Source organism: Labilibaculum sp. K2S (assembly GCF_030372765.1).
Classification (GTDB): domain Bacteria; phylum Bacteroidota; class Bacteroidia; order Bacteroidales; family Marinifilaceae; genus Labilibaculum.
Window position 1 is genome coordinate 19104 of the sequence record NZ_JAUCMW010000001.1, and the last position, 18164, is coordinate 37267.

15 protein-coding genes are annotated in these 18164 nt (G+C 35.7%); 9 read left to right on the top strand and 6 right to left on the bottom strand.

The genetic code is table 11. The features are described 5' to 3' along the window. Positions 1 to 39: 39 nt before the first annotated feature. Positions 40 to 471, top strand: a complete 432-nt coding sequence (locus tag QUH73_RS00100; RefSeq protein WP_289528402.1) for a hypothetical protein — start codon at positions 40 to 42, stop codon at positions 469 to 471. 15 nt (positions 472 to 486) lie between these two features. Here the strand turns inward: QUH73_RS00100 and uvrA are convergent, their stop codons facing one another. Further along, a complete protein-coding gene (uvrA, locus tag QUH73_RS00105) occupies positions 487 to 3291 on the bottom strand; it encodes an excinuclease ABC subunit UvrA (RefSeq protein WP_289528403.1) in 2805 nt (934 codons plus the stop codon). Between the two features lie 201 nt (positions 3292 to 3492). Here uvrA and QUH73_RS00110 point away from each other — a divergent pair, with 201 nt between their 5' ends. From QUH73_RS00110 to QUH73_RS00125, 4 genes are all read left to right on the top strand, one after another. Continuing rightward, the gene (locus QUH73_RS00110; RefSeq protein ID WP_442913359.1) at positions 3493 to 4080 is read left to right on the top strand and encodes an RNA polymerase sigma factor; all 588 of its coding nucleotides are present in this window, start codon (positions 3493 to 3495) and stop codon (positions 4078 to 4080) included. Positions 4081 to 4201: 121 nt separating this feature from the next. Continuing rightward, positions 4202 to 4441: a hypothetical protein gene (locus QUH73_RS00115; protein WP_289528405.1), complete on the top strand. Its 240-nt coding sequence runs from the start codon at positions 4202 to 4204 to the stop codon at positions 4439 to 4441. A gap of 105 nt (positions 4442 to 4546) precedes the next feature. Beyond that, positions 4547 to 5401 (top strand): SPFH domain-containing protein, encoded by an 855-nt coding sequence (locus QUH73_RS00120; RefSeq protein ID WP_289528406.1) that lies wholly within the window; start codon positions 4547 to 4549, stop codon positions 5399 to 5401. Positions 5402 to 5411: 10 nt separating this feature from the next. After that, positions 5412 to 5597, top strand: a complete 186-nt coding sequence (locus tag QUH73_RS00125; RefSeq protein ID WP_289528407.1) for an Arc family DNA-binding protein — start codon at positions 5412 to 5414, stop codon at positions 5595 to 5597. Between the two features lie 42 nt (positions 5598 to 5639). Here QUH73_RS00125 and QUH73_RS00130 read toward each other — a convergent pair whose 3' ends face one another. The 5 genes from QUH73_RS00130 to QUH73_RS00150 all read right to left on the bottom strand — a co-directional run bounded on the left by QUH73_RS00130 (position 5640) and on the right by QUH73_RS00150 (position 10371). Next, positions 5640 to 6284, bottom strand: a complete 645-nt coding sequence (locus QUH73_RS00130) for a hypothetical protein (protein ID WP_289528408.1) — start codon at positions 6282 to 6284, stop codon at positions 5640 to 5642. A 122-nt stretch (positions 6285 to 6406) separates the two neighbouring features. Beyond that, entirely contained in the window at positions 6407 to 7603 is a 1197-nt protein-coding gene (locus tag QUH73_RS00135; protein WP_289528409.1) for a 6-phosphofructokinase, read from the bottom strand. Between the two features lie 128 nt (positions 7604 to 7731). After that, on the bottom strand, positions 7732 to 8388 hold the full coding sequence (locus tag QUH73_RS00140; protein ID WP_289528410.1) for a DUF4159 domain-containing protein: 657 nt from the start codon (positions 8386 to 8388) through the stop codon (positions 7732 to 7734). A 7-nt stretch (positions 8389 to 8395) separates the two neighbouring features. Further along, positions 8396 to 9097: a 16S rRNA (uracil(1498)-N(3))-methyltransferase gene (locus QUH73_RS00145; protein ID WP_289528411.1), complete on the bottom strand. Its 702-nt coding sequence runs from the start codon at positions 9095 to 9097 to the stop codon at positions 8396 to 8398. 80 nt (positions 9098 to 9177) lie between these two features. Then, on the bottom strand, positions 9178 to 10371 hold the full coding sequence (locus QUH73_RS00150; protein ID WP_289528412.1) for a Pycsar system effector family protein: 1194 nt from the start codon (positions 10369 to 10371) through the stop codon (positions 9178 to 9180). 181 nt (positions 10372 to 10552) lie between these two features. Here QUH73_RS00150 and QUH73_RS00155 point away from each other — a divergent pair, with 181 nt between their 5' ends. The 4 genes from QUH73_RS00155 to QUH73_RS00170 all read left to right on the top strand — a co-directional run bounded on the left by QUH73_RS00155 (position 10553) and on the right by QUH73_RS00170 (position 18071). After that, positions 10553 to 11485, top strand: a complete 933-nt coding sequence (locus tag QUH73_RS00155) for an SdiA-regulated domain-containing protein (protein ID WP_289528413.1) — start codon at positions 10553 to 10555, stop codon at positions 11483 to 11485. A gap of 44 nt (positions 11486 to 11529) precedes the next feature. Beyond that, positions 11530 to 15144 carry a BamA/TamA family outer membrane protein gene (locus QUH73_RS00160; RefSeq protein WP_289528414.1) on the top strand — a complete coding sequence of 1205 codons (3615 nt, stop codon included), beginning with the start codon at positions 11530 to 11532 and terminating at the stop codon, positions 15142 to 15144. A 56-nt stretch (positions 15145 to 15200) separates the two neighbouring features. Then, entirely contained in the window at positions 15201 to 15605 is a 405-nt protein-coding gene (locus tag QUH73_RS00165) for a response regulator (RefSeq protein WP_289528415.1), read from the top strand. Positions 15606 to 15707: 102 nt separating this feature from the next. Further along, entirely contained in the window at positions 15708 to 18071 is a 2364-nt protein-coding gene (locus QUH73_RS00170) for a type IA DNA topoisomerase (RefSeq protein ID WP_289528416.1), read from the top strand. The last annotated feature ends 93 nt before the right edge of the window (positions 18072 to 18164 follow it).

Genomic DNA, 18164 nt, shown 5'->3' on the forward strand with positions numbered 1-18164 from the left:
TGAAAATAATTTAAGAATTACACATACAGCATTTCTAATATGAAGTATTATTTACTGTCGGCCTTACTTGTATTTTACTTTTCTGTTAATCTTGTATTTTCTCAGTGCAGGGATTTTGCAAAAGAACATTGTAAACCTAAACTTGAAAATTATATTCATGATGGTAATTACAATGGTGTAGTACTAAATCAAGACGAGGAAGTTGAATTACATAAAGCCTTTTTTAGCGGACAAAAATATCGTATAGTAGTTGGTTGTGAAGATAATATGCCAACAATACATTTTAAAATTACCGACTCGGATCTGAATCTGATTTTTGATAACGAGGAAAGTAATTACACTGATTTTTTTGATTTCGAATTGGATGAGGCTAAAACACTAATCATATCTTTGGATTTTGTGGAAGAGGAAAACCCTGGTTTAGAATTGGAAAACGGTTGTGTTTCCATTTTATTTGGGATGAAATTATAAAGAAATAGGTTCCTTTTAGGAACCTATTTTAGTTAGTTTTTCTTTTAAATATTGCCCTGTATAGGACTCTGAACAATGAATAGCATCTTCGGGAATTCCCTCAAAAACAATCTGTCCTCCATTAATTCCACCTTCAGGTCCTAAATCAATTAACCAATCGGCACATTTAATAATTTCCATATTGTGTTCAATAATAATTAGCGTATGTCCTCTTGATATAAGGGCATTAAATGCATCCATTAATTTATGAATATCATGAAAATGCAATCCGGTTGTCGGTTCATCAAAAACAAACAGGCAAGGTTCGGCTTTTTCTTTCGCTAAAAAAGAAGCTAGTTTTACTCTTTGACTCTCACCACCACTTAAAGTGCTTGATGATTGCCCTAATTTCACGTAACCTAATCCTACATCAACCAGTGGTTGTAATCGCTGAACAATTTTCTTTTCTGTTGTGCTCTTACCTTTAGAAAAGAATTCAACCGATTCGTTTACAGTCATTTCCAATACGTCATGGATGTTTTTTTGATTGTATCGAATTTGCAAAATATCATCTTTGAATCTTTTTCCCTGGCAACTTTCGCATTGCAGGTAAATATCAGCCATAAACTGCATTTCAACCTTAATTATTCCTTCCCCCTGACATTCATCACATCTGCCTCCATCAATATTAAAGGAAAAATGTGAAGGTTTAAAACCACTATACCGTGATGCTTTTTGATCGGCGAATAGTTTTCGGATCTCGTCATATGCCTTTAAGTAGGTAACAGGATTCGATCGGGATGATTTTCCAATTGGATTTTGATCGACAAACTCGATATCTTTAATAAGATGAAGATCGCCTTTAAGAGCATCAAAATGGCCACTTTTATCAGAGTACCCACCGTAATGTTTCTTTAATGCGGGATACAAGATTGTCTTTACCAAAGAAGATTTTCCGGATCCACTCACGCCGGTAATTACTGACATGATATTTAAAGGAAATTTAATATTTAAGCCTTTTAGATTATTTTCTCTTGCACCAATTATTTCAATGTAATTATTCCATTTTTTTCGTGTGGCAGGCACAGGAATCATCATTTTTCGGGATATGTATTGAGAAGTTAAACTTTCCGAAGACTCTTGTAATTGATTAAGATTTCCTTGGAATACGACTTCTCCGCCAAGCCGGCCGGCATATGGCCCGATATCGATAAGTTCATCAGCAGCCAAAATAATATCTTCATCGTGCTCAACAACGATAACCGTATTTCCCAAATCGCGCAATTCCCTCAAAACTTTAATGAGCAATTCGGTGTCCCGCGAATGAAGTCCGATACTTGGTTCATCCAGAATGTAAAGGGAACCAACAAGGCTGCTCCCTAATGACGTTGCTAAATTAATTCGTTGCGATTCTCCGCCGGACAGACTGCTGGACAATCGATTAAGAGTTAGGTAACCCAATCCAACATCCGATAGAAAATTAATGCGGTTTTTAATATCTACAAGTAAGCGACTGGCTATTTTCTCATCGGTTTTATCCAAATTTAAATTCTGAAAAAAATCGTTGAGCTCATTCAATGGCATTAACACCAAGTCCTGAATGTTTTTATCATTCACTTTTACATAGCCGGCCTCTTTTTTTAACCGGGTTCCTCTACAGTCGGGACAAACTGTTTTTCCTCTGTAGCGAGATAACATGACCCGGTATTGAATCTTATATTGTTTTGCTTCCAGATATTTGAAAAAATCATTTAAACCTTTAAAGTGCTTGTTGCCGGTCCATAGTAAAAGTTTTTCTTCTTCACTTAATTCAAAATAGGAGCGATGTATGGGAAAATCAAACTTATCGGCAGAATAGATTAATTTATTTTTCCATTCCTGCATTTTTTCACCCTTCCAGCAAACAACAGCATCGTCGTAGATGCTAAGTGTTTTGTTAGGAATAACCAGATCCTCATCAATACCAATTACCTTTCCAAAGCCTTCGCAGGTTGGACACGCACCAAGTGGATTATTGAAGCTGAATGTGTGAACATTGGGATCTTCAAATATGATTCCATCTGCCTCGAAACGATTCGAGAAAGATTGGTAATCTGTACTGCCATCAATAGAAAGCAAACATTCTCCTTTTCCTTCGTAAAATGCTGTTTGCAGAGAATCAGCTATTCTATTCTGAGTATCCTCATCTGAAGAGACCCTTATTCTGTCAATAACGATATGAATCGGCACATTTTTTTGAAGAAGATCAGGATTTTCAATTACTTCAAAAATCTTATGGATTTCACCTTTACTTTCTACTCTTGAAAACCCTTGTTGAGATAAAACTTCCAACTGCTCTTTTTTACTTCGGTCGCCATTGTGCATTTCCGCTAAAATCATGACCGGAACACCTTCTTTCTGACTAAGTATATACTTCACAACATCAGTAATAGAGTGCCTCTTTACGCGGGTATTTGAAATGGGTGAGTATGTTCTCCCTATTCTTGCGAAAAGAAGTTTAAGATAATCGTAAATCTCGGTTGAAGTACCAACAGTTGAGCGCGGATTACGGGTATTTACCTTCTGTTCAATTGCGATGGCAGGAGGTATTCCTTTAATAAAATCAACCTCAGGCTTGTCAATCCGTCCTAAAAATTGTCTTGCATAGGACGATAAGCTCTCCACATACCTTCGTTGCCCTTCAGCGTAAAGTGTATCAAATGCCAATGATGATTTCCCTGATCCAGAAAGCCCTGTGATTACAATAAACTTATTTCTGGGAATCTTAAGGTCGATGTTCTTTAGATTATGAACTTTTGCCCCTTTTATATAAATGTATTTTTCTGAATTCTTGTCCGCCATATTTGTAATTCGATCCCAGATTAGGTTTCGTGTATGTTTACTAAAATCGAATCTACAAAGATATTTAACTTCTAAACATTTTCAAATCTCATCAAAAATTAGTTTATTGCATGTTATTAAGGATATTTATTAACCATCAATAATAAAGGAGACATTGCTTATAGAATAATTTTTACACTGTTTTATTAAATAGCTGTGAAATTGAGAAAGATTAATCCTACTGATTATGATCTCGTTAAGCAATTCATTGATGGTAATGATGATAGTATTGATACTCTAGTAACCCGACATAGGGACAGAGTATATACGTATATCTATCTAATCGTAAAAAATCATCAGCTTTCCGAAGATTTATTTCAGGATACCTTTATTAAGGTAATCCGATCGCTCCGTATGGGGAAATATCAAGACAATGGGAAATTTTTGGCTTGGGTGCTGCGAATAGCTCACAATTTAATTATTGATCATTTTAGAAAGGAGAAGCAGAACAATACTTTTTCTAAAGATGATTATGAATTGGATATTTTCAATTCTTCCAAATATTGTGAAGGAAACTATGAAGATGAACTTATTCAAAATCAGATTCATGATGATGTTCGCAAATTGGTTGATGAACTTCCTGAGGATCAAAGGGAAGTTGTTATTTTGAGGCATTATAAAGGTTTAAGTTTCAAGGAGATTGCCGAACATACTGATGTTAGTATCAATACCGCTCTGGGGCGGATGAGATATGCATTAATCAACATGCGGAAAACAATTGAAGAAAGAAATATGAGTCTTACTTTTTAGTACCTGAATGTTTTTATTAAAATGAATTGACTGAGGAATGTAAGTTTTTCAGTCTTTTTTAAAGTGAAATACTAAATTGAAATTTTAAGCGTTAATAGGAAAATAGAAATATTATTTGCCTATGAATGATGTTTATACTCTTTTAAATTTAGACCGTAAAAATACAGGACAAGAAATGATTTCACTAATGGATCGGATTGCAAATTCTGATGTTTTCGAATCTGTTGAACTAGTTGAATATCTGGACAGATTCAAAGTGAAGTCTCAATCAAATCTTCTTCATCGTATTTTGGGATTTCGTCAGTCCACGAAAAATGTGAATCTGAAATTTCCAGATATTGCAGAAATAGCATTAAACTAAGAAATAGCCGGAGTATTTGTACTCCGGTTTTTTTTTGTTCTAAAATTTCCAATTTCTAAATAAAGATGTATATTTGATATCAAAATGATATCAAATTAAATTATTATGAGAGAAGAAAAGAGTTATTCTGCAAAACCAGGATTTTTAATGGTTTTCATTGTTCTGGCTATGCTGGTAATAGGCATAGTAGGATTGGTAATGGTAAGGAACCCATTTTTCGTTATTTTTATTCCTTTGATAATAGCTTTTATCCCTGGGTTTACAATCGTTAATCCAAATGAGACCTCTGTTTTGGTGCTGTTTGGAGCATATAAAGGAACCATAATGACTAATGGTTTCTTTTGGGTAAATCCATTTATGGTAAAAAAGAAAGTGAGTTTGAGAGCCCGAAATCTGGATAGTGATCCTATAAAGGTAAATGACAAAATTGGAAACCCAATTATGATTGGAGTTGTTTTGGTTTGGAGAGTAAGAGATACTTACAAAGCTGCTTTTGATGTAGATAACTTTGAGCATTTTGTGAGTATTCAGTCTGAGGCTGCTATTCGACATATGGCAGGATCGTATCCGTACGATAATTTTGAGGATGAACAGGCTGAAATTACATTGCGTTCGGGAGGAAATAATGTAAGTGAATTATTGGAAAGTGAATTGACAGATCGATTGGAAATAGCCGGAATAGAAGTGATGGAAGCAAGAATTAACTATCTTGCGTACGCTTCTGAAATTGCCGGAGCAATGTTGCGCCGTCAGCAGGCAACGGCAGTGGTTGCTGCACGTTTTAAAATTGTTGAAGGTGCTGTTAGCATGGTTGATATGGCATTGGACCAATTGGCACAAAAAAACATTGTTGATCTTGATGAGGATAAAAAAGCAACAATGGTTAGTAATTTGATGGTAGTGCTTTGTTCCGATAAAGATGTAACTCCTGTTGTAAATACCGGAACTTTGTATCAATAATTGATTAACTATGGCAAAAAAGAAATCATTTGTTCTGCGTCTTGATCCTGAGATGTACAAAAAGTTGGAAAAGTGGGCTGTTGATGAATTTCGTAGTACGAATGGACAAATTGAATGGATTTTGAATAAAGCCTTGAATGAAGCAGGACGAAAAAAAGATAATGGCTCCGAAGATGCCGGTAAATTAGAAGAATAAAAAAAGCCCAAATGTTATATTTTAACATTTGGGCTTACGTTATTAAGAGGATTTTTTTAGTGATTTTTGCATGATGGAATTGCCATCTTTATTGGATGCTTCGAATCCCATTTTCTCCATATATTTTAGATTCATTCCCGTGTCGAAATAAACGGAATTGATATCGTGTTTGTGTAAAATATCACTTAATTGATTGTACAAATAAGCACCAACTTTAAAGTCGCGGTACTGAGGTAATGCATAATCCAATTCAATTCTTAGTTCTGTTTGATCTTTAGATCCGATAAAAATTCCTGCAACTGCCATATCTCTTAGTACAAACATTCCTAATTGGCCTTTTTCCATTTTATAATCCGGAAAGAAACACTTAATGTCCTTTTTATAAAAGTCAAGAAAATGCGTTAACAGCTCGTCATTTTCTTTTATTTCAATGATTTTAAAGTCTTCTTTTCGCTTATACATTTTTTGCAGATTGTACAGGTTTGCGCAAACAATAAGAAAATTCATGATTCCAACAGGTAAGGAGCCAATTAGAAATCCGTAAGCAGAAAAAAGAATAGCTCCAGTCAAATTGTACCATCTCAATTTTACAATTGAGGTCATTGTTAAAGAAATCAAAACCAATACCGAGGCAGCATAGCCAATCCATTCAAGTAATTGAATGCCTAAAATGTTATATTCCAGCATAATAAAATTAATAGTGAAAAAATAAATTCTGAAGTGGATTCAAAAAATGGTTTGGATATTCTAATAGAAGCAGAAACCTTTCGCTAGGGAAAGGTTTCTCAAATATACTAAACATTTTTTTCTTACAATCCGGTCATTAAAAATAATGGCTGCATTTCGAAGCTGTTGTATTTTGGTCTTAATCTATCAACATTGTAATATCGGTCAACATCTACCAATTTTTTAGAACTGGTTACAATATCTATCGGAGCATTATCATATCTTCCATTGCGGAGTGTTATTAATCTGCCATGAACTCCTTTAATGATTAAATCCAATGCCAGATTTCCAAATGCCATAGGAACTATTGAATCAATAGCATCAGGATCGCCACAACGAACCATGTATCCTAATTTTTGATTGATCACGTTAATTGGTTTGGAATTATTGAATTTAGGAGATAACAGTTTTAGATGTTCGGACACGCGGTCACCAATGCCACCTAATTTTCTATGTCCGTAATCATCCCGAATATCATCCTGAAAAATCATATCCTCGCCCAAGAAACTTGCTCCTTCAGAAATTAACACAACCGAATAATGACTTGGATTCGAGAAGCGATCCTGTATCATTAACTCAGTGAGTCGTTCCATGTCAAAATTGTGTTCCGGAATTACGCATCTATTTGCGGCACCTGCAAGTGTTGGCAGAATTGCTGTGAATCCTGCGTAACGGCCAAAAACTTCCAATACAAGTAATCTTTCATGCGATCCGGCAGATGTTCTTAGGCTGTGAGTTAAAGAAATAGTACGTGTAATACAAGTACTAAATCCAATACAGTAATCAGTACCAGGAACATCGTTATCCATTGTTTTGGGAATGGCGATTACTTTAAAACCTTCCTTGTATAAACGAACCCCATAACTTAACGTGTCGTCGCCTCCAATTGGAATTAAATAGTCAATGTTCAGAAAACCCAAATTGGCAAGAACTTCTTCTGTTAAATCATTAACATCATTATTGTATTTTTCTTTTAGATGAGTTGGAATTCTATCTCTTGAAGTTTTTGAAGGATTTACTCTGGAAGTGTGAAGAAATGTGCCACCGGTTCTACCTACTTTGTTTACCAGTTCTTCGGTTAGAGTAATAAAGTTTTCACTGTTATCTGCTTTTTTATCACGTACAATATCTATTAAGCCTCTCCATCCTTTACGAATGCCGATTACCTGATAACCTTCTCGAATTGCTCTAATGGTGACAGCACGAATAGCGGGATTTAACCCGGGAACATCACCACCACCTGTTAGAATTCCAATAATTCCTTTCGTTGTTTTTGCCATAGTAAATATCTTAAGTAACTGAAAACAATGTAATATCAGTATAAGATATCATTTTGTTAAGGAAAATTCAAACCAAAAGAGGAGGAAGATTCGTTCATGGGAAGAGAATAAGGTAATTAAGAATAATTCTAATTACTGAAGGAGTAAGAAATAATATTTGCACCCATCTTTAGTGCTTTTTGATGATTGATTTCTGTATCGTTGTGAACAGAAGGATCTTCCCAGCCATCACCTAAATCGGTTTCGTAAGTGTAAAAACAAACCAATCTGCCTTTGTGAAAAATACCAAAGCCCTGAGGAGGTTTCCCATCGTGTTCATGTATTTTCGGTAGTCCGTTTGGGAATTCGTACACTTGATGATAAATTGGATGAGAAAAGGGTAACTCAATCAGTTCTTCGTTCGGAAACACCTTTTTTATCTCGCGTCTGAAATAGGCATTTAAGCCATAATTGTCATCAACATGAAGAAAGCCTCCACCTTCAAGATACTTCCTTAAATTTGTAACTTCCTGATTGTTCAAAACAATATTTCCGTGTCCTGTTAAGTGAACAAATGGATAGGAGAATAGCTCCGGACTTCCCACTTCAACAGTGTTGGCATCTTTATAGATGCTTGCAATGTTATTGTGATTGCAAAATTCGATGAGATTGGGTAATGATCCTGGATTTGCGTACCAGTCACCACCGCCATTGTATTTAAGTAACCCAATTCGAACCGTTGTGTTTTGTGAAAAGGAGCACAAACTAATGAGCAAAAAAAATGCGATATGAATTATTTTACTCATCAAATTATTATTGGTTTTCTAAACTAATGATACTACACGCTACAACTCCAGCAGTTTCTGTTCTCAAACGGCTTTTTCCCAGACTGATCTCTTTAAAGCCATTTTCTTTAGCCAGATTTACTTCTTCAATACTGAAATCTCCTTCGGGGCCAATTAAGATTAATGCATTTTGTTTTGCCTGATAAAGGTTTTTTAGATGAATTTTTTCACCTTCATTGCAATGGGCTATGTATTTTTCTCCATCGAATGGGGAAGTTACCAAATCGGAAAATTTGGTTTGTTCATTTAAAATTGGATGGTAAGCTTTAAGCGATTGTTTAACCGCAGAGGTAATTACTTTGAACAAACGTTCATGTTTCACTACTTTCCTCTCGGAGTGCTGACATAGGAGAGGAGTGAATTCATGAATACCAATTTCGGTACATTTTTCCATGAACCATTCTGTTCTATCCATATTTTTTGTAGGCGCCAGAGCAATGTGTAACTTGTAATTCAGTTTCCCAAATTCCGTTTGAGTTTCAATACATTCAACAGTGCATCTTTTAGGATGAGCATCAATTATTTTTGCTTTGTAAAGAGAGCCTTTACCATCAATCAGATGAATAATATCTTCTTCTTTTAACCGAAGTACTCTAATGCAGTGTTTTGATTCAATCTCATCCAATTGATAAAATTGATTCTGGATATCTGGTGTATAAAATAAGTTCATAAGCGTTCACAAGTAAAAAAACATGATGCCGTAAAGTTAGCTTATGTATTTCTTTTCAGGGATTATTTTGCAAGAAAAATTTACCAAACCATAGGCTGGTAAATTGCAGCCAGAATAAATGTTAGAACAGAAAAGATGAGGCCAAACATAAATATGGTATAAGAAATTCGTAAAAAACGATATTTTCTACCCAAAACTTTCCCCAGAAAATACTGGTCTCTTATTAAACTATCGTACAGGTCATCGTAATCCGACATCATTCCTTTTAATGCGTCTGAATAATCGGTAAGAGCCATTTTGTGGAAATTTCCAAAAAACATCAAATTTACTCTCTTCTTTTTGATGTCTTCCTGCGAGAATGTTCCTGATGTAACAATAGGCCGGGTTGCCAATACAGAATAAGTAATGGTGAACAAACATACTATCAAAAGAATAATACAAGGGATAATGAAATGAGGAACATCCATTATATTTTTGAAAATAAAGAAGATTGCAGAGATGATGATTGAATTGACAGAAATCATTAAATTGGCTTTTTTATCGGCAATGGAGCTTAAATTAATCTGATTTCTTGAAGTTACCTTAAACATGGTTTCAATGCCACGTTGCGGAGTTTTTAGCTTTGTGTTTTGCTGCTCCAGTTTGCTTACCATTTCGGTAAGTTTCTTTATTTCTTTAGTCTGAAAACCAGCGACTTTCTCAACTACCTTTTGATAATTCACCTCTTTCTTTTTAGACAAAGTTTTTTTGCCGTAACTGGTATGATAATGATGATCTTTTAAAAAACGTAAGGTTTCTTCCCAATACAATTTAGGATGAATGTCGTGATGAAGAATTCCACTTCTTTCTTCTCTCAGCTTTTCGGATGTTTTTATGTAATTCTTTGTCGATAAGTGGTGCAGGTCGGCATCACAAAGCACATTACATACTTTTTCATCACAAGGAAGATGTGGCATCTTTGTGTGAAAAATAGCTTTAGTTATTTGTTTGATTTTTTCTTCAGGGTAATTTTTTTCTTCGAGAAATTTTATCGCATACGCAGCACTTATTTCTTCATGTTCAGCAAAATTTTCATAGTAACCGGTGTCATGAAACCAGGCTGCTAAAATGAGAATTTCCATTTCGTCGGGAGATAATCCTGTTTCCAAACCAATTTTTTTTGCCTGTTTAACCACATTTTGAGTGTGTTCCAAATTGTGATAGGTATAGATCGGTTGGTGGGTACTTTCGATTAAATTAGTAACAAATGTTTCCGCTTCATGGATGATATTCATTTCTCTTCTTTTTTCTAATGTTGATTAAATGAAATTGCAATGAATAAATATAGTCATTATAGTGGAAAACGATTTGAAAATCTTATAATAATGCCTTGGTTCCCTCTTTTTTGTTGGGAATTGAACCTTATTTATGTAATTTTAGATTCCTAATTAAATCCGCAAAAGATACTCTCAAATAATGAACAGATTTTTAATATTCGATGTTGTTCTTCTAAGTTTTCTAGTCTTTTTTGAATCGTGTAAGGAGAAATCTACTGATTTAAAGATGGTGTATGAATTGGATTCTACCTATCAATTTCCTTACTCTATAATGGATGCTGATGAGAAATATGATTTGAAAGATGAGTTAAGGGAGATTTCTGGATTATCTTATTATAATAATCACAGTTTGCTTTGTGTGAACGATGAGAAAGGAACTATTTACAAGTACAGTTTAAAGAAGAGAGAGATTACAAAAAAATATGTGTTTGGTAAATCGGGAGATTATGAAGGCATAGAAGTGGTAGGCGATCAGGTTTTTGTATTGCGGTCAGATGGAAACATTTTTACAGTTGATCATATGAAAAATGAGGATATTTTATCCGTGAAAACGAAAACACAGTTAAATGCAGGAAACGATACAGAAGGTTTGGGTTTCGATCCGATAAGTAATAGTCTTCTTATTGCATGCAAAGGAAATCCGGGCATTAATAATAATTTTAAAGGGAAAAGAGCAATTTATAAGTATTCACTCAATACGAATAAGTTGTCCGATTCTCCTGCTTTTTTAATTGATCAGGAACAAATAAGGAAAATTCTTGATTTTGACGGATATACAAGTTTTTCAATGACATTGTTGGAAAGCATTAATCCATCACAAGGAGATTTTACATTTCAACCATCGGCGGTGGCAATGCATCCTATTACCAATAACTTGTATGTGTTAGGATCCGTTGGTAAATTACTGCTGGTGCTTAATCCGGAAGGCGATGTTTTGGCTATTGTGAAATTGAAACGTAAGAGGTTCAGACAGCCGGAAGGAATCTGTTTTTCTCCTGACGGGACTATGTATATTTCTAATGAAGGAAAAGGTAGAGCTGCGAATATTTACAGGTTCAGCTACCATAAATAAATTGCAATTAATGAATGTAATTGTATCTTAATTTTGATAATGCGATGAAGAGGATTTTACTATATATCGGTGTTTTTATTTCAATAAACACTGTATTTGCTCAAAATACTAAGTTGCCGGAAGCTCCTGCATCCAAATTGCTCGATCATTCCATTTTTTTTATTGGTGATGTTGGCGAAGCTACTGTTGTTGATTCAAATATCGACATGCTAAAAGGTCAAATGAATGAAGTTGGGAAGAAAGGGACACTCGTATTTTTAGGCAACACTTTCCCGAAGGGTTATTTAGAGGATGAAATGGAGGACATAGACTCAGAGAATCCTGATTTAGTGAAGCTGTTAAGTTCTATAAAGGATTTTAAAGGAGAACTTATTTTTATTCCTGGGGAAAAAGAATGGAACGAGGGACGACGTCATGGTTGGGAAGCTTTACTGAATACAGAGACATTTATTGAGGATTATTTGGATCGGGGAGATGTTTTTCTTCCTTCGGGAGGTTGTCCCGGCCCGGTAGAGATAGACTTAACGGATGAAGTGGTTTTACTGATTGTAGATTCACAATGGTGGCTTCATTTAGGAGATAAACCGGAGGCGGAGTGTGATCTGGAAAGCAATGAAGATTTTTTAATTCTATTAAATGATGCCATAAAGAGGAATAAGAATAAGAAAATTGTTTTTGCTTCGCATCATCCTATGTACAGTGCAGGAAAGCATGGAGGAAATTTTGCTTTTCCAGGTCCTGTGGAGTTGTATCGGAAACTTTTTGGTACACCGCAGGATTTTGCCTACCCTTTTTACAAGCAAATGAGGTATATGTCCCGAAAAGTTGGAATGGGATACGACAATATTGTTGTTGTTGCTGCTCACGATAATAGTTTGCAGTTCGTTAAAAAGAATGATTCCTTTTTTGTTGTTTCAGGTTCGGGAAGCAAGAGCGACTATGTGTCAAAAAATAAAATGGATGCAGCCATTCGTGAGGTTGGTTTCTCACGAATCAATTTTTACTCAAACGATGAGGTTTGGCTGGAGTTTTGGTCGGTGGGAGCTGAAGGAGAGGGAGTGCCTCATTTGGCATTTCGGGAAAAACTATATACTAAGCATGTTCCTTCTAAGGAAGATCTAATTAACAGATACAAAGAGATTGATTATTCGGATAGTACCATATCGGTTGCTGCAAGTACGTTTTATGAAACAGATGGAAAATTAAAAACGAAAATTTTAGGGCAGAACTACCGAAAAGATTGGGCTACTCCTATCTCAGTTTTGGTTTTTGATATCGCAACAGAAAAAGGCGGACTGAAAATTTTGAAAAGAGGAGGAGGACAGCAAACCAGATCTTTACGATTAGAAGCCAAAGATGGGAAACAATATGTGTTACGGTCGGTAGAAAAGTATACCGGGAAAGCAATTCCTCCTGGATTGGAAGGAACCTTTGTTGCCAAAATTGTTCAGGATGGAATTTCAGAATCCTATCCGTATGCAGCTTTAGCCATTCCCAAAATGGCAAAGGCTGTTGGGGTTTATCATACCAATCCAAAAATTGTTTACGTTCCCGATGATCCTCGCTTTGGAATCTACCAGGATGGATTTAAGAATGAACTGTTCCTTTTCGAGGAGCGTCCCAATGGCAATGTATCTGATATGGATAATTTTGGGAACTCCCATGATATTTTAGGAACAGATAAGCTGCTCAAAAAGAGATTCAAAAATTCAGACCTTCAGATCGATGAAACAGCTGTGCTGCGTGCCCGTTTATTCGATATTTTTTTAAATGACTGGGATCGGCATGATGATCAGTGGAGATGGGCTACTTTCAAAAAAGGCGGCAAAACAATTGCGAGGCCAATCCCAAGAGACCGCGATCAAGTTTTTTTCTTTAGCGATGGAGCAATTCCCTGGTTGATTCGAAGAAAATGGGCTATGCCTAAATTTCAATCATTCGATTCAATTGTAGAAAATGTAGTTGGACTGGGTTTTAATGCCCGTTATTTTGATCGAAACTTTTTACAATCCAAGGACAGAAATGATTGGATTGAAATGGCAAAGGAACTTCAAAGCAAATTAAGTGATAGTATTATTCAAGAATCAGTTAAAGGTTTGCCAAGGGAAGTCTATGCAATTTCGGGTGACGAAATTACACAAAAACTAAAGGCTCGAAGAGATCAGTTACCAGCATTGGCAGAGGAGTTTTATGAATTTTTGGCAAAAGAAGTTGATATAGTAGGTACGAATGATAGCGAGAGTTTTGAGATCAACTGGATTGAAAATGGAAAATTGATTGTTGAAAGTTATCGGTTGAGTAGTAAGGGGAATAAAAAGGAACTTTTGTATCGCAGAACTTTTAGTAAGGATGAAACCAATGAGGTGAGAATTTTTGGACTCGATGGAAAAGATAAGTTTGAGGTGAGTGGAAATAACAAGAATGGAGTGAAACTTCGGATTATCGGAGGAAAAGGAAAAGATAAGTTTAAACTGGCAGATACAGAGAAACAAAATCTGTTTATTTACGATAAATCAAAAACCAGTATTAAGGGAGATGGAGCTTACAAAAAGAGATTCGGGAAAAGTTCTGAAGTAAATTCATACGATAGAAAAGCATTTAAGTATAATGTTGTAAGTCCTGGAGCGAACCTTAATTTCATTAGTGACGATGGTTTGGTTTTGGGAGCAGGTGTAAATGTTAAAAATCAGGGGTTTAAGAAAGAGCCATACGGATCATTCCATAAATTCATTGTTAATTATGCATTTGCATATCCATCAGTAGAGTTAAAATATTTCGGTGAGTTTAAGCAAGTGTTTCGAAAAACTGATTTTCTGACAGATATTCATTACAATACTCCTAATTTTCAGGGGTACTTTTACGGATTGGGAAATGAAACAGAAAATTCAAAAATCGATGATGATGCTTATAATAGGATCAGAATGGCTCAGTTTTTTATTCATCCGCAATTAAGACAACAAATTGGAGAGAAGCACTCTATTACAATTGGTTCGTTTTATCAGCAGCTGGAGATGAAAGCTACACCGGATCGTTTTGTAACCGATTTTACCAATCCTGACAATGATTTGAATCCTTTATCCGATTTTAATACCAGAAGATATTTAGGGCTTAGTATTAATTATTTGTGGGATTCACGGGATGATACGGTACTTCCTTCAAGAGGAATTTATTGGTCATCAAGTTGGAAATACTATAAGGGATTGGAGAGGAATGATAATAATTTTCATAAAATGGAGACTGATATGCGAATGTATGTTAGTTTTGGCAGACCTCAAAGAACAATATTGGCATTGCGCGCCGGTGCCAGTCATAACAGCAGTGGATATTCATTTTATCAGGCGAATAAATTAGGTTTAAAATCAAATTTAAGAGGATATCGTCAGGATCGATTCGCAGGAGATGATATTGTATTTCAAAACACTGATTTGAGATTTCGGATTGCTAGTTTTAAATCTTATTTCTTGGGAGGAGAAGTGGGTATTTTGGGTTTTAATGATTTTGGCAAGGTTTGGGTTGATAATGAGAGTTCTAGTAAATGGCACCATGGTTATGGAGGAGGAATTTGGCTCGCACCTTATAAATTAATGGTAATTACTGCTAATTTTAGCCATTCAATTGAAGATGATATTCTTTCTATCGAATTTAAATACTTGTTTTAGTGATTTAATATGATAATTGGATAAAACAATACATATTTACAGAGAAAATATAAATAATGGACGAAGAAAAGCCTGAGTTTGGTAATGGAAGAATACTGTTGGTAGAGGACGATTTTGTGAATGGTAAAATTATATCCCGTTTGTTGGAAATGGATAATATTCCTACCGATTGGGTGAAAAATGGTCGGGAGGCTCTTGATTTTTATCAGAAAAATAAAGAATCTGTTCTAATGGTGTTTATGGATTTGCAAATGCCAATAATAGATGGTTATCAGGCAACCGTTGCATTGCGGGAGAATGGGTTCGACAGGCCGATTATTGCTATGACAGCAAATGCTTTTTCGGATGACCATGTGAAATCTGCTGAAGCAGGTATGGACGATTTTATTATGAAACCAGTTTCAAAAATGGAATTGTTTATGATGGTTGAAAAGTGGATGAAGCGGGAAAGAAAGAAATAAAAATTATATTACAGAATAAATTGTTTGGTTCCTTAGAATCAGGAATCTGATTTTTTGTAAAATATTCAAGAATATATAGCCTTAAAACAAGAGGAGTAAAGCATGATAGTTTGTATAGCTGAGAAACCAAGTGTAGCACGTGAAATTGCCCTAATACTAGGTGCCAAAAGTAAAAAAGATGGATATTACGAAGGAAACGGATATCAAATATCGTGGACTTTTGGTCATCTGTGCGGCTTGAAAGAACCTCATGAATACGATCTAAATTGGAAATACTGGCATTTAAATGATTTGCCAATTATTCCTCCGCGTTTTGGAATTCGGGTTATTCCCGATAAAGGAGTTCAGAAACAATTTGATATTCTTAAAAAGTTAATTGCCAATGCTACCGAAGTGATAAACTGCGGTGATGCCGGGATAGAAGGGGAAGTGATTCAACGGTGGGTTTTGCACAAAGCTAAGTGTAAGGTTCCCGTTAAAAGACTTTGGATTTCATCTTTAACCGAAGAGGCTATTCGCGAGGGGTTTAATAATTTACGTGACAGCAAGGAGTTCGATAAATTATATGCTGCAGGATCATCAAGATCGATTGGCGACTGGTTATTGGGGATTAATGCAACACGACTTTACACGCTAAAATACGCGAATGGAAAGTCGGTACTTTCAATAGGCCGGGTACAAACACCTACCTTGGCTCTAATTGTAAATCGCCAAAAAGAGATTGATAATTTTATTCCTCAAACTTATTGGGAGCTAAAAACCACTTATCGTGATGTGAGTTTTGCGGCAACTCATGGTCGGTTTGAACAAAAAGAGCAAGGAGTTGAGTTTCTTGATAAAATTAATTCGGAGCCATTCGAAATTGTTTCTGTTGAGAAAAAGAGTGGAACAGAACTCCCCCCCAGATTATATGATTTAACCTCACTGCAGGTAGATTGTAACCGTAAACTGGGTTTTTCGGCAGAAGATACGCTGCGAATGATTCAAAGTTTGTACGAGAAGAAACTAACCACTTACCCAAGAGTTGATACAACTTACCTTACAGATGATTTGTATAAAAAGATCCCCGGGATACTTCAAAAACTAACATCGTTTAGTGAATTTACCGAACCTCTTTTAAAAGCCAAAATTAAAAAATCGAAGAAAGTTTTTGATGATAAAAAGGTGACCGATCACCATGCCATTATTCCTACAGGAGTTGTGCCGGGGACTTTGTCGTATGATGAGAAACAGGTTTACGACATTGTTACCCGACGGTTTATTTCGGTATTCTATCCAGATTGTAAAGTGAGTAATACCACCGTTTTGGGAAAGGTGACCACCATAGATTTTAAAGCAACAGGGAAACAGATTTTGGAACCAGGATGGCGAGTTTTATATGCTAAAGACGGTAATATTGGCGATGGAGTTATTCTTCCTAATTTTGTAAAAGGGGAGAGCGGAGAACATACTCCCGATTTGGCTGAGAAGCAGACACAAGCTCCAAAATATTATTCGGAAGCAACATTGCTTCGTGCCATGGAAACTGCAGGAAAACAGGTTGATGATGACGAATTAAGGGATTTAATGAAAGAAAATGGAATTGGCCGTCCTTCTACCCGGGCGAATATTATTGAGACTCTGTTTAAAAGAAAGTACATTAAAAGAGACAAGAAACGACTTGAGGCCACCGTTACCGGCATTCAGTTAATTGATACGATTCAGAATGAACTGCTGAAATCGGCAGAACTAACCGGACAATGGGAAAAGAAACTTCGGGAAATTGAACTGGGCAACTACGAAGTGAATCAGTTTATGGCCGAACTGAAAAATATGGTTGTAGGAATTGTCTGGGACGTAAAATCGCGGAAAAACATCAGTCAAATTGAAGTGATTGATGAGGAGAAGGAAAAAGAAAAAGAAAAGAAAAAAGCGAAGGTAAAACCAGCAACCAAGAAGGAATTAACTTGTCCTAAATGCGGAGAAGGGAAGATTTTAAAAGGCAATAATGCCTGGGGATGCTCCAATTGGGGAAATGGATGTAAAATTCTCATTCCTTTCGAATTTGAAGGAAAGAAATTAACCGACAAGCAGGTTGAGGCATTGGTGCTGAAAAAAATAACGCCCAAAATTAAGGGATTCGAAATTGATGGGAAAAAGCAAAATGGACAACTAGGCTTAACACCCGATTTCAGTATCGAATTTATAGCCGAGGAAGCTGAAGCATGGACTTGCCCGGTTTGTAAAACGGGTACACTCTTAAAGGGGAATGCTGCCTATGGTTGTTCCAACTACCGAAACGGCTGCAAGTTTATTGTTCCTTTTGTATTTATGAATAAAAAACTGAGCGAAGCCCAAATAAAATCATTGGCCACTCAAGGAAAAACGCCATTAATTAAAGGTTTTAAAGATCCACAATCTCAGGAAGTTGTTGATGGCAAATTAATTTTGGATAATCAGGGACAGATTATTTTTGGGAAGCAGTAATTGATCAATATTTTTATTGTGGCAGAAAATTCTGAAGGTGTAATTTAAGTGTTTACCTATTTATTTATGATATTGTGAACATTCCATCAAAAT

What these genes read in the sequence shown, in the direction of transcription:
- QUH73_RS00100 (WP_289528402.1), top strand. Translation starts at nt 40, where the DNA reads ATGAAGTATTATTTACTGTCGGCCTTACTTGTATTTTACTTTTCTGTT.
- uvrA (WP_289528403.1), bottom strand. Translation starts at nt 3,291, where the DNA reads ATGGCGGACAAGAATTCAGAAAAATACATTTATATAAAAGGGGCAAAA.
- QUH73_RS00115 (WP_289528405.1), top strand. Translation starts at nt 4,202, where the DNA reads ATGAATGATGTTTATACTCTTTTAAATTTAGACCGTAAAAATACAGGA.
- QUH73_RS00120 (WP_289528406.1), top strand. Translation starts at nt 4,547, where the DNA reads ATGAGAGAAGAAAAGAGTTATTCTGCAAAACCAGGATTTTTAATGGTT.
- QUH73_RS00125 (WP_289528407.1), top strand. Translation starts at nt 5,412, where the DNA reads ATGGCAAAAAAGAAATCATTTGTTCTGCGTCTTGATCCTGAGATGTAC.
- QUH73_RS00130 (WP_289528408.1), bottom strand. Translation starts at nt 6,284, where the DNA reads ATGCTGGAATATAACATTTTAGGCATTCAATTACTTGAATGGATTGGC.
- QUH73_RS00135 (WP_289528409.1), bottom strand. Translation starts at nt 7,603, where the DNA reads ATGGCAAAAACAACGAAAGGAATTATTGGAATTCTAACAGGTGGTGGT.
- QUH73_RS00140 (WP_289528410.1), bottom strand. Translation starts at nt 8,388, where the DNA reads ATGAGTAAAATAATTCATATCGCATTTTTTTTGCTCATTAGTTTGTGC.
- QUH73_RS00145 (WP_289528411.1), bottom strand. Translation starts at nt 9,097, where the DNA reads ATGAACTTATTTTATACACCAGATATCCAGAATCAATTTTATCAATTG.
- QUH73_RS00150 (WP_289528412.1), bottom strand. Translation starts at nt 10,371, where the DNA reads ATGAATATCATCCATGAAGCGGAAACATTTGTTACTAATTTAATCGAA.
- QUH73_RS00155 (WP_289528413.1), top strand. Translation starts at nt 10,553, where the DNA reads ATGAACAGATTTTTAATATTCGATGTTGTTCTTCTAAGTTTTCTAGTC.
- QUH73_RS00160 (WP_289528414.1), top strand. Translation starts at nt 11,530, where the DNA reads ATGAAGAGGATTTTACTATATATCGGTGTTTTTATTTCAATAAACACT.
- QUH73_RS00165 (WP_289528415.1), top strand. Translation starts at nt 15,201, where the DNA reads ATGGACGAAGAAAAGCCTGAGTTTGGTAATGGAAGAATACTGTTGGTA.
- QUH73_RS00170 (WP_289528416.1), top strand. Translation starts at nt 15,708, where the DNA reads ATGATAGTTTGTATAGCTGAGAAACCAAGTGTAGCACGTGAAATTGCC.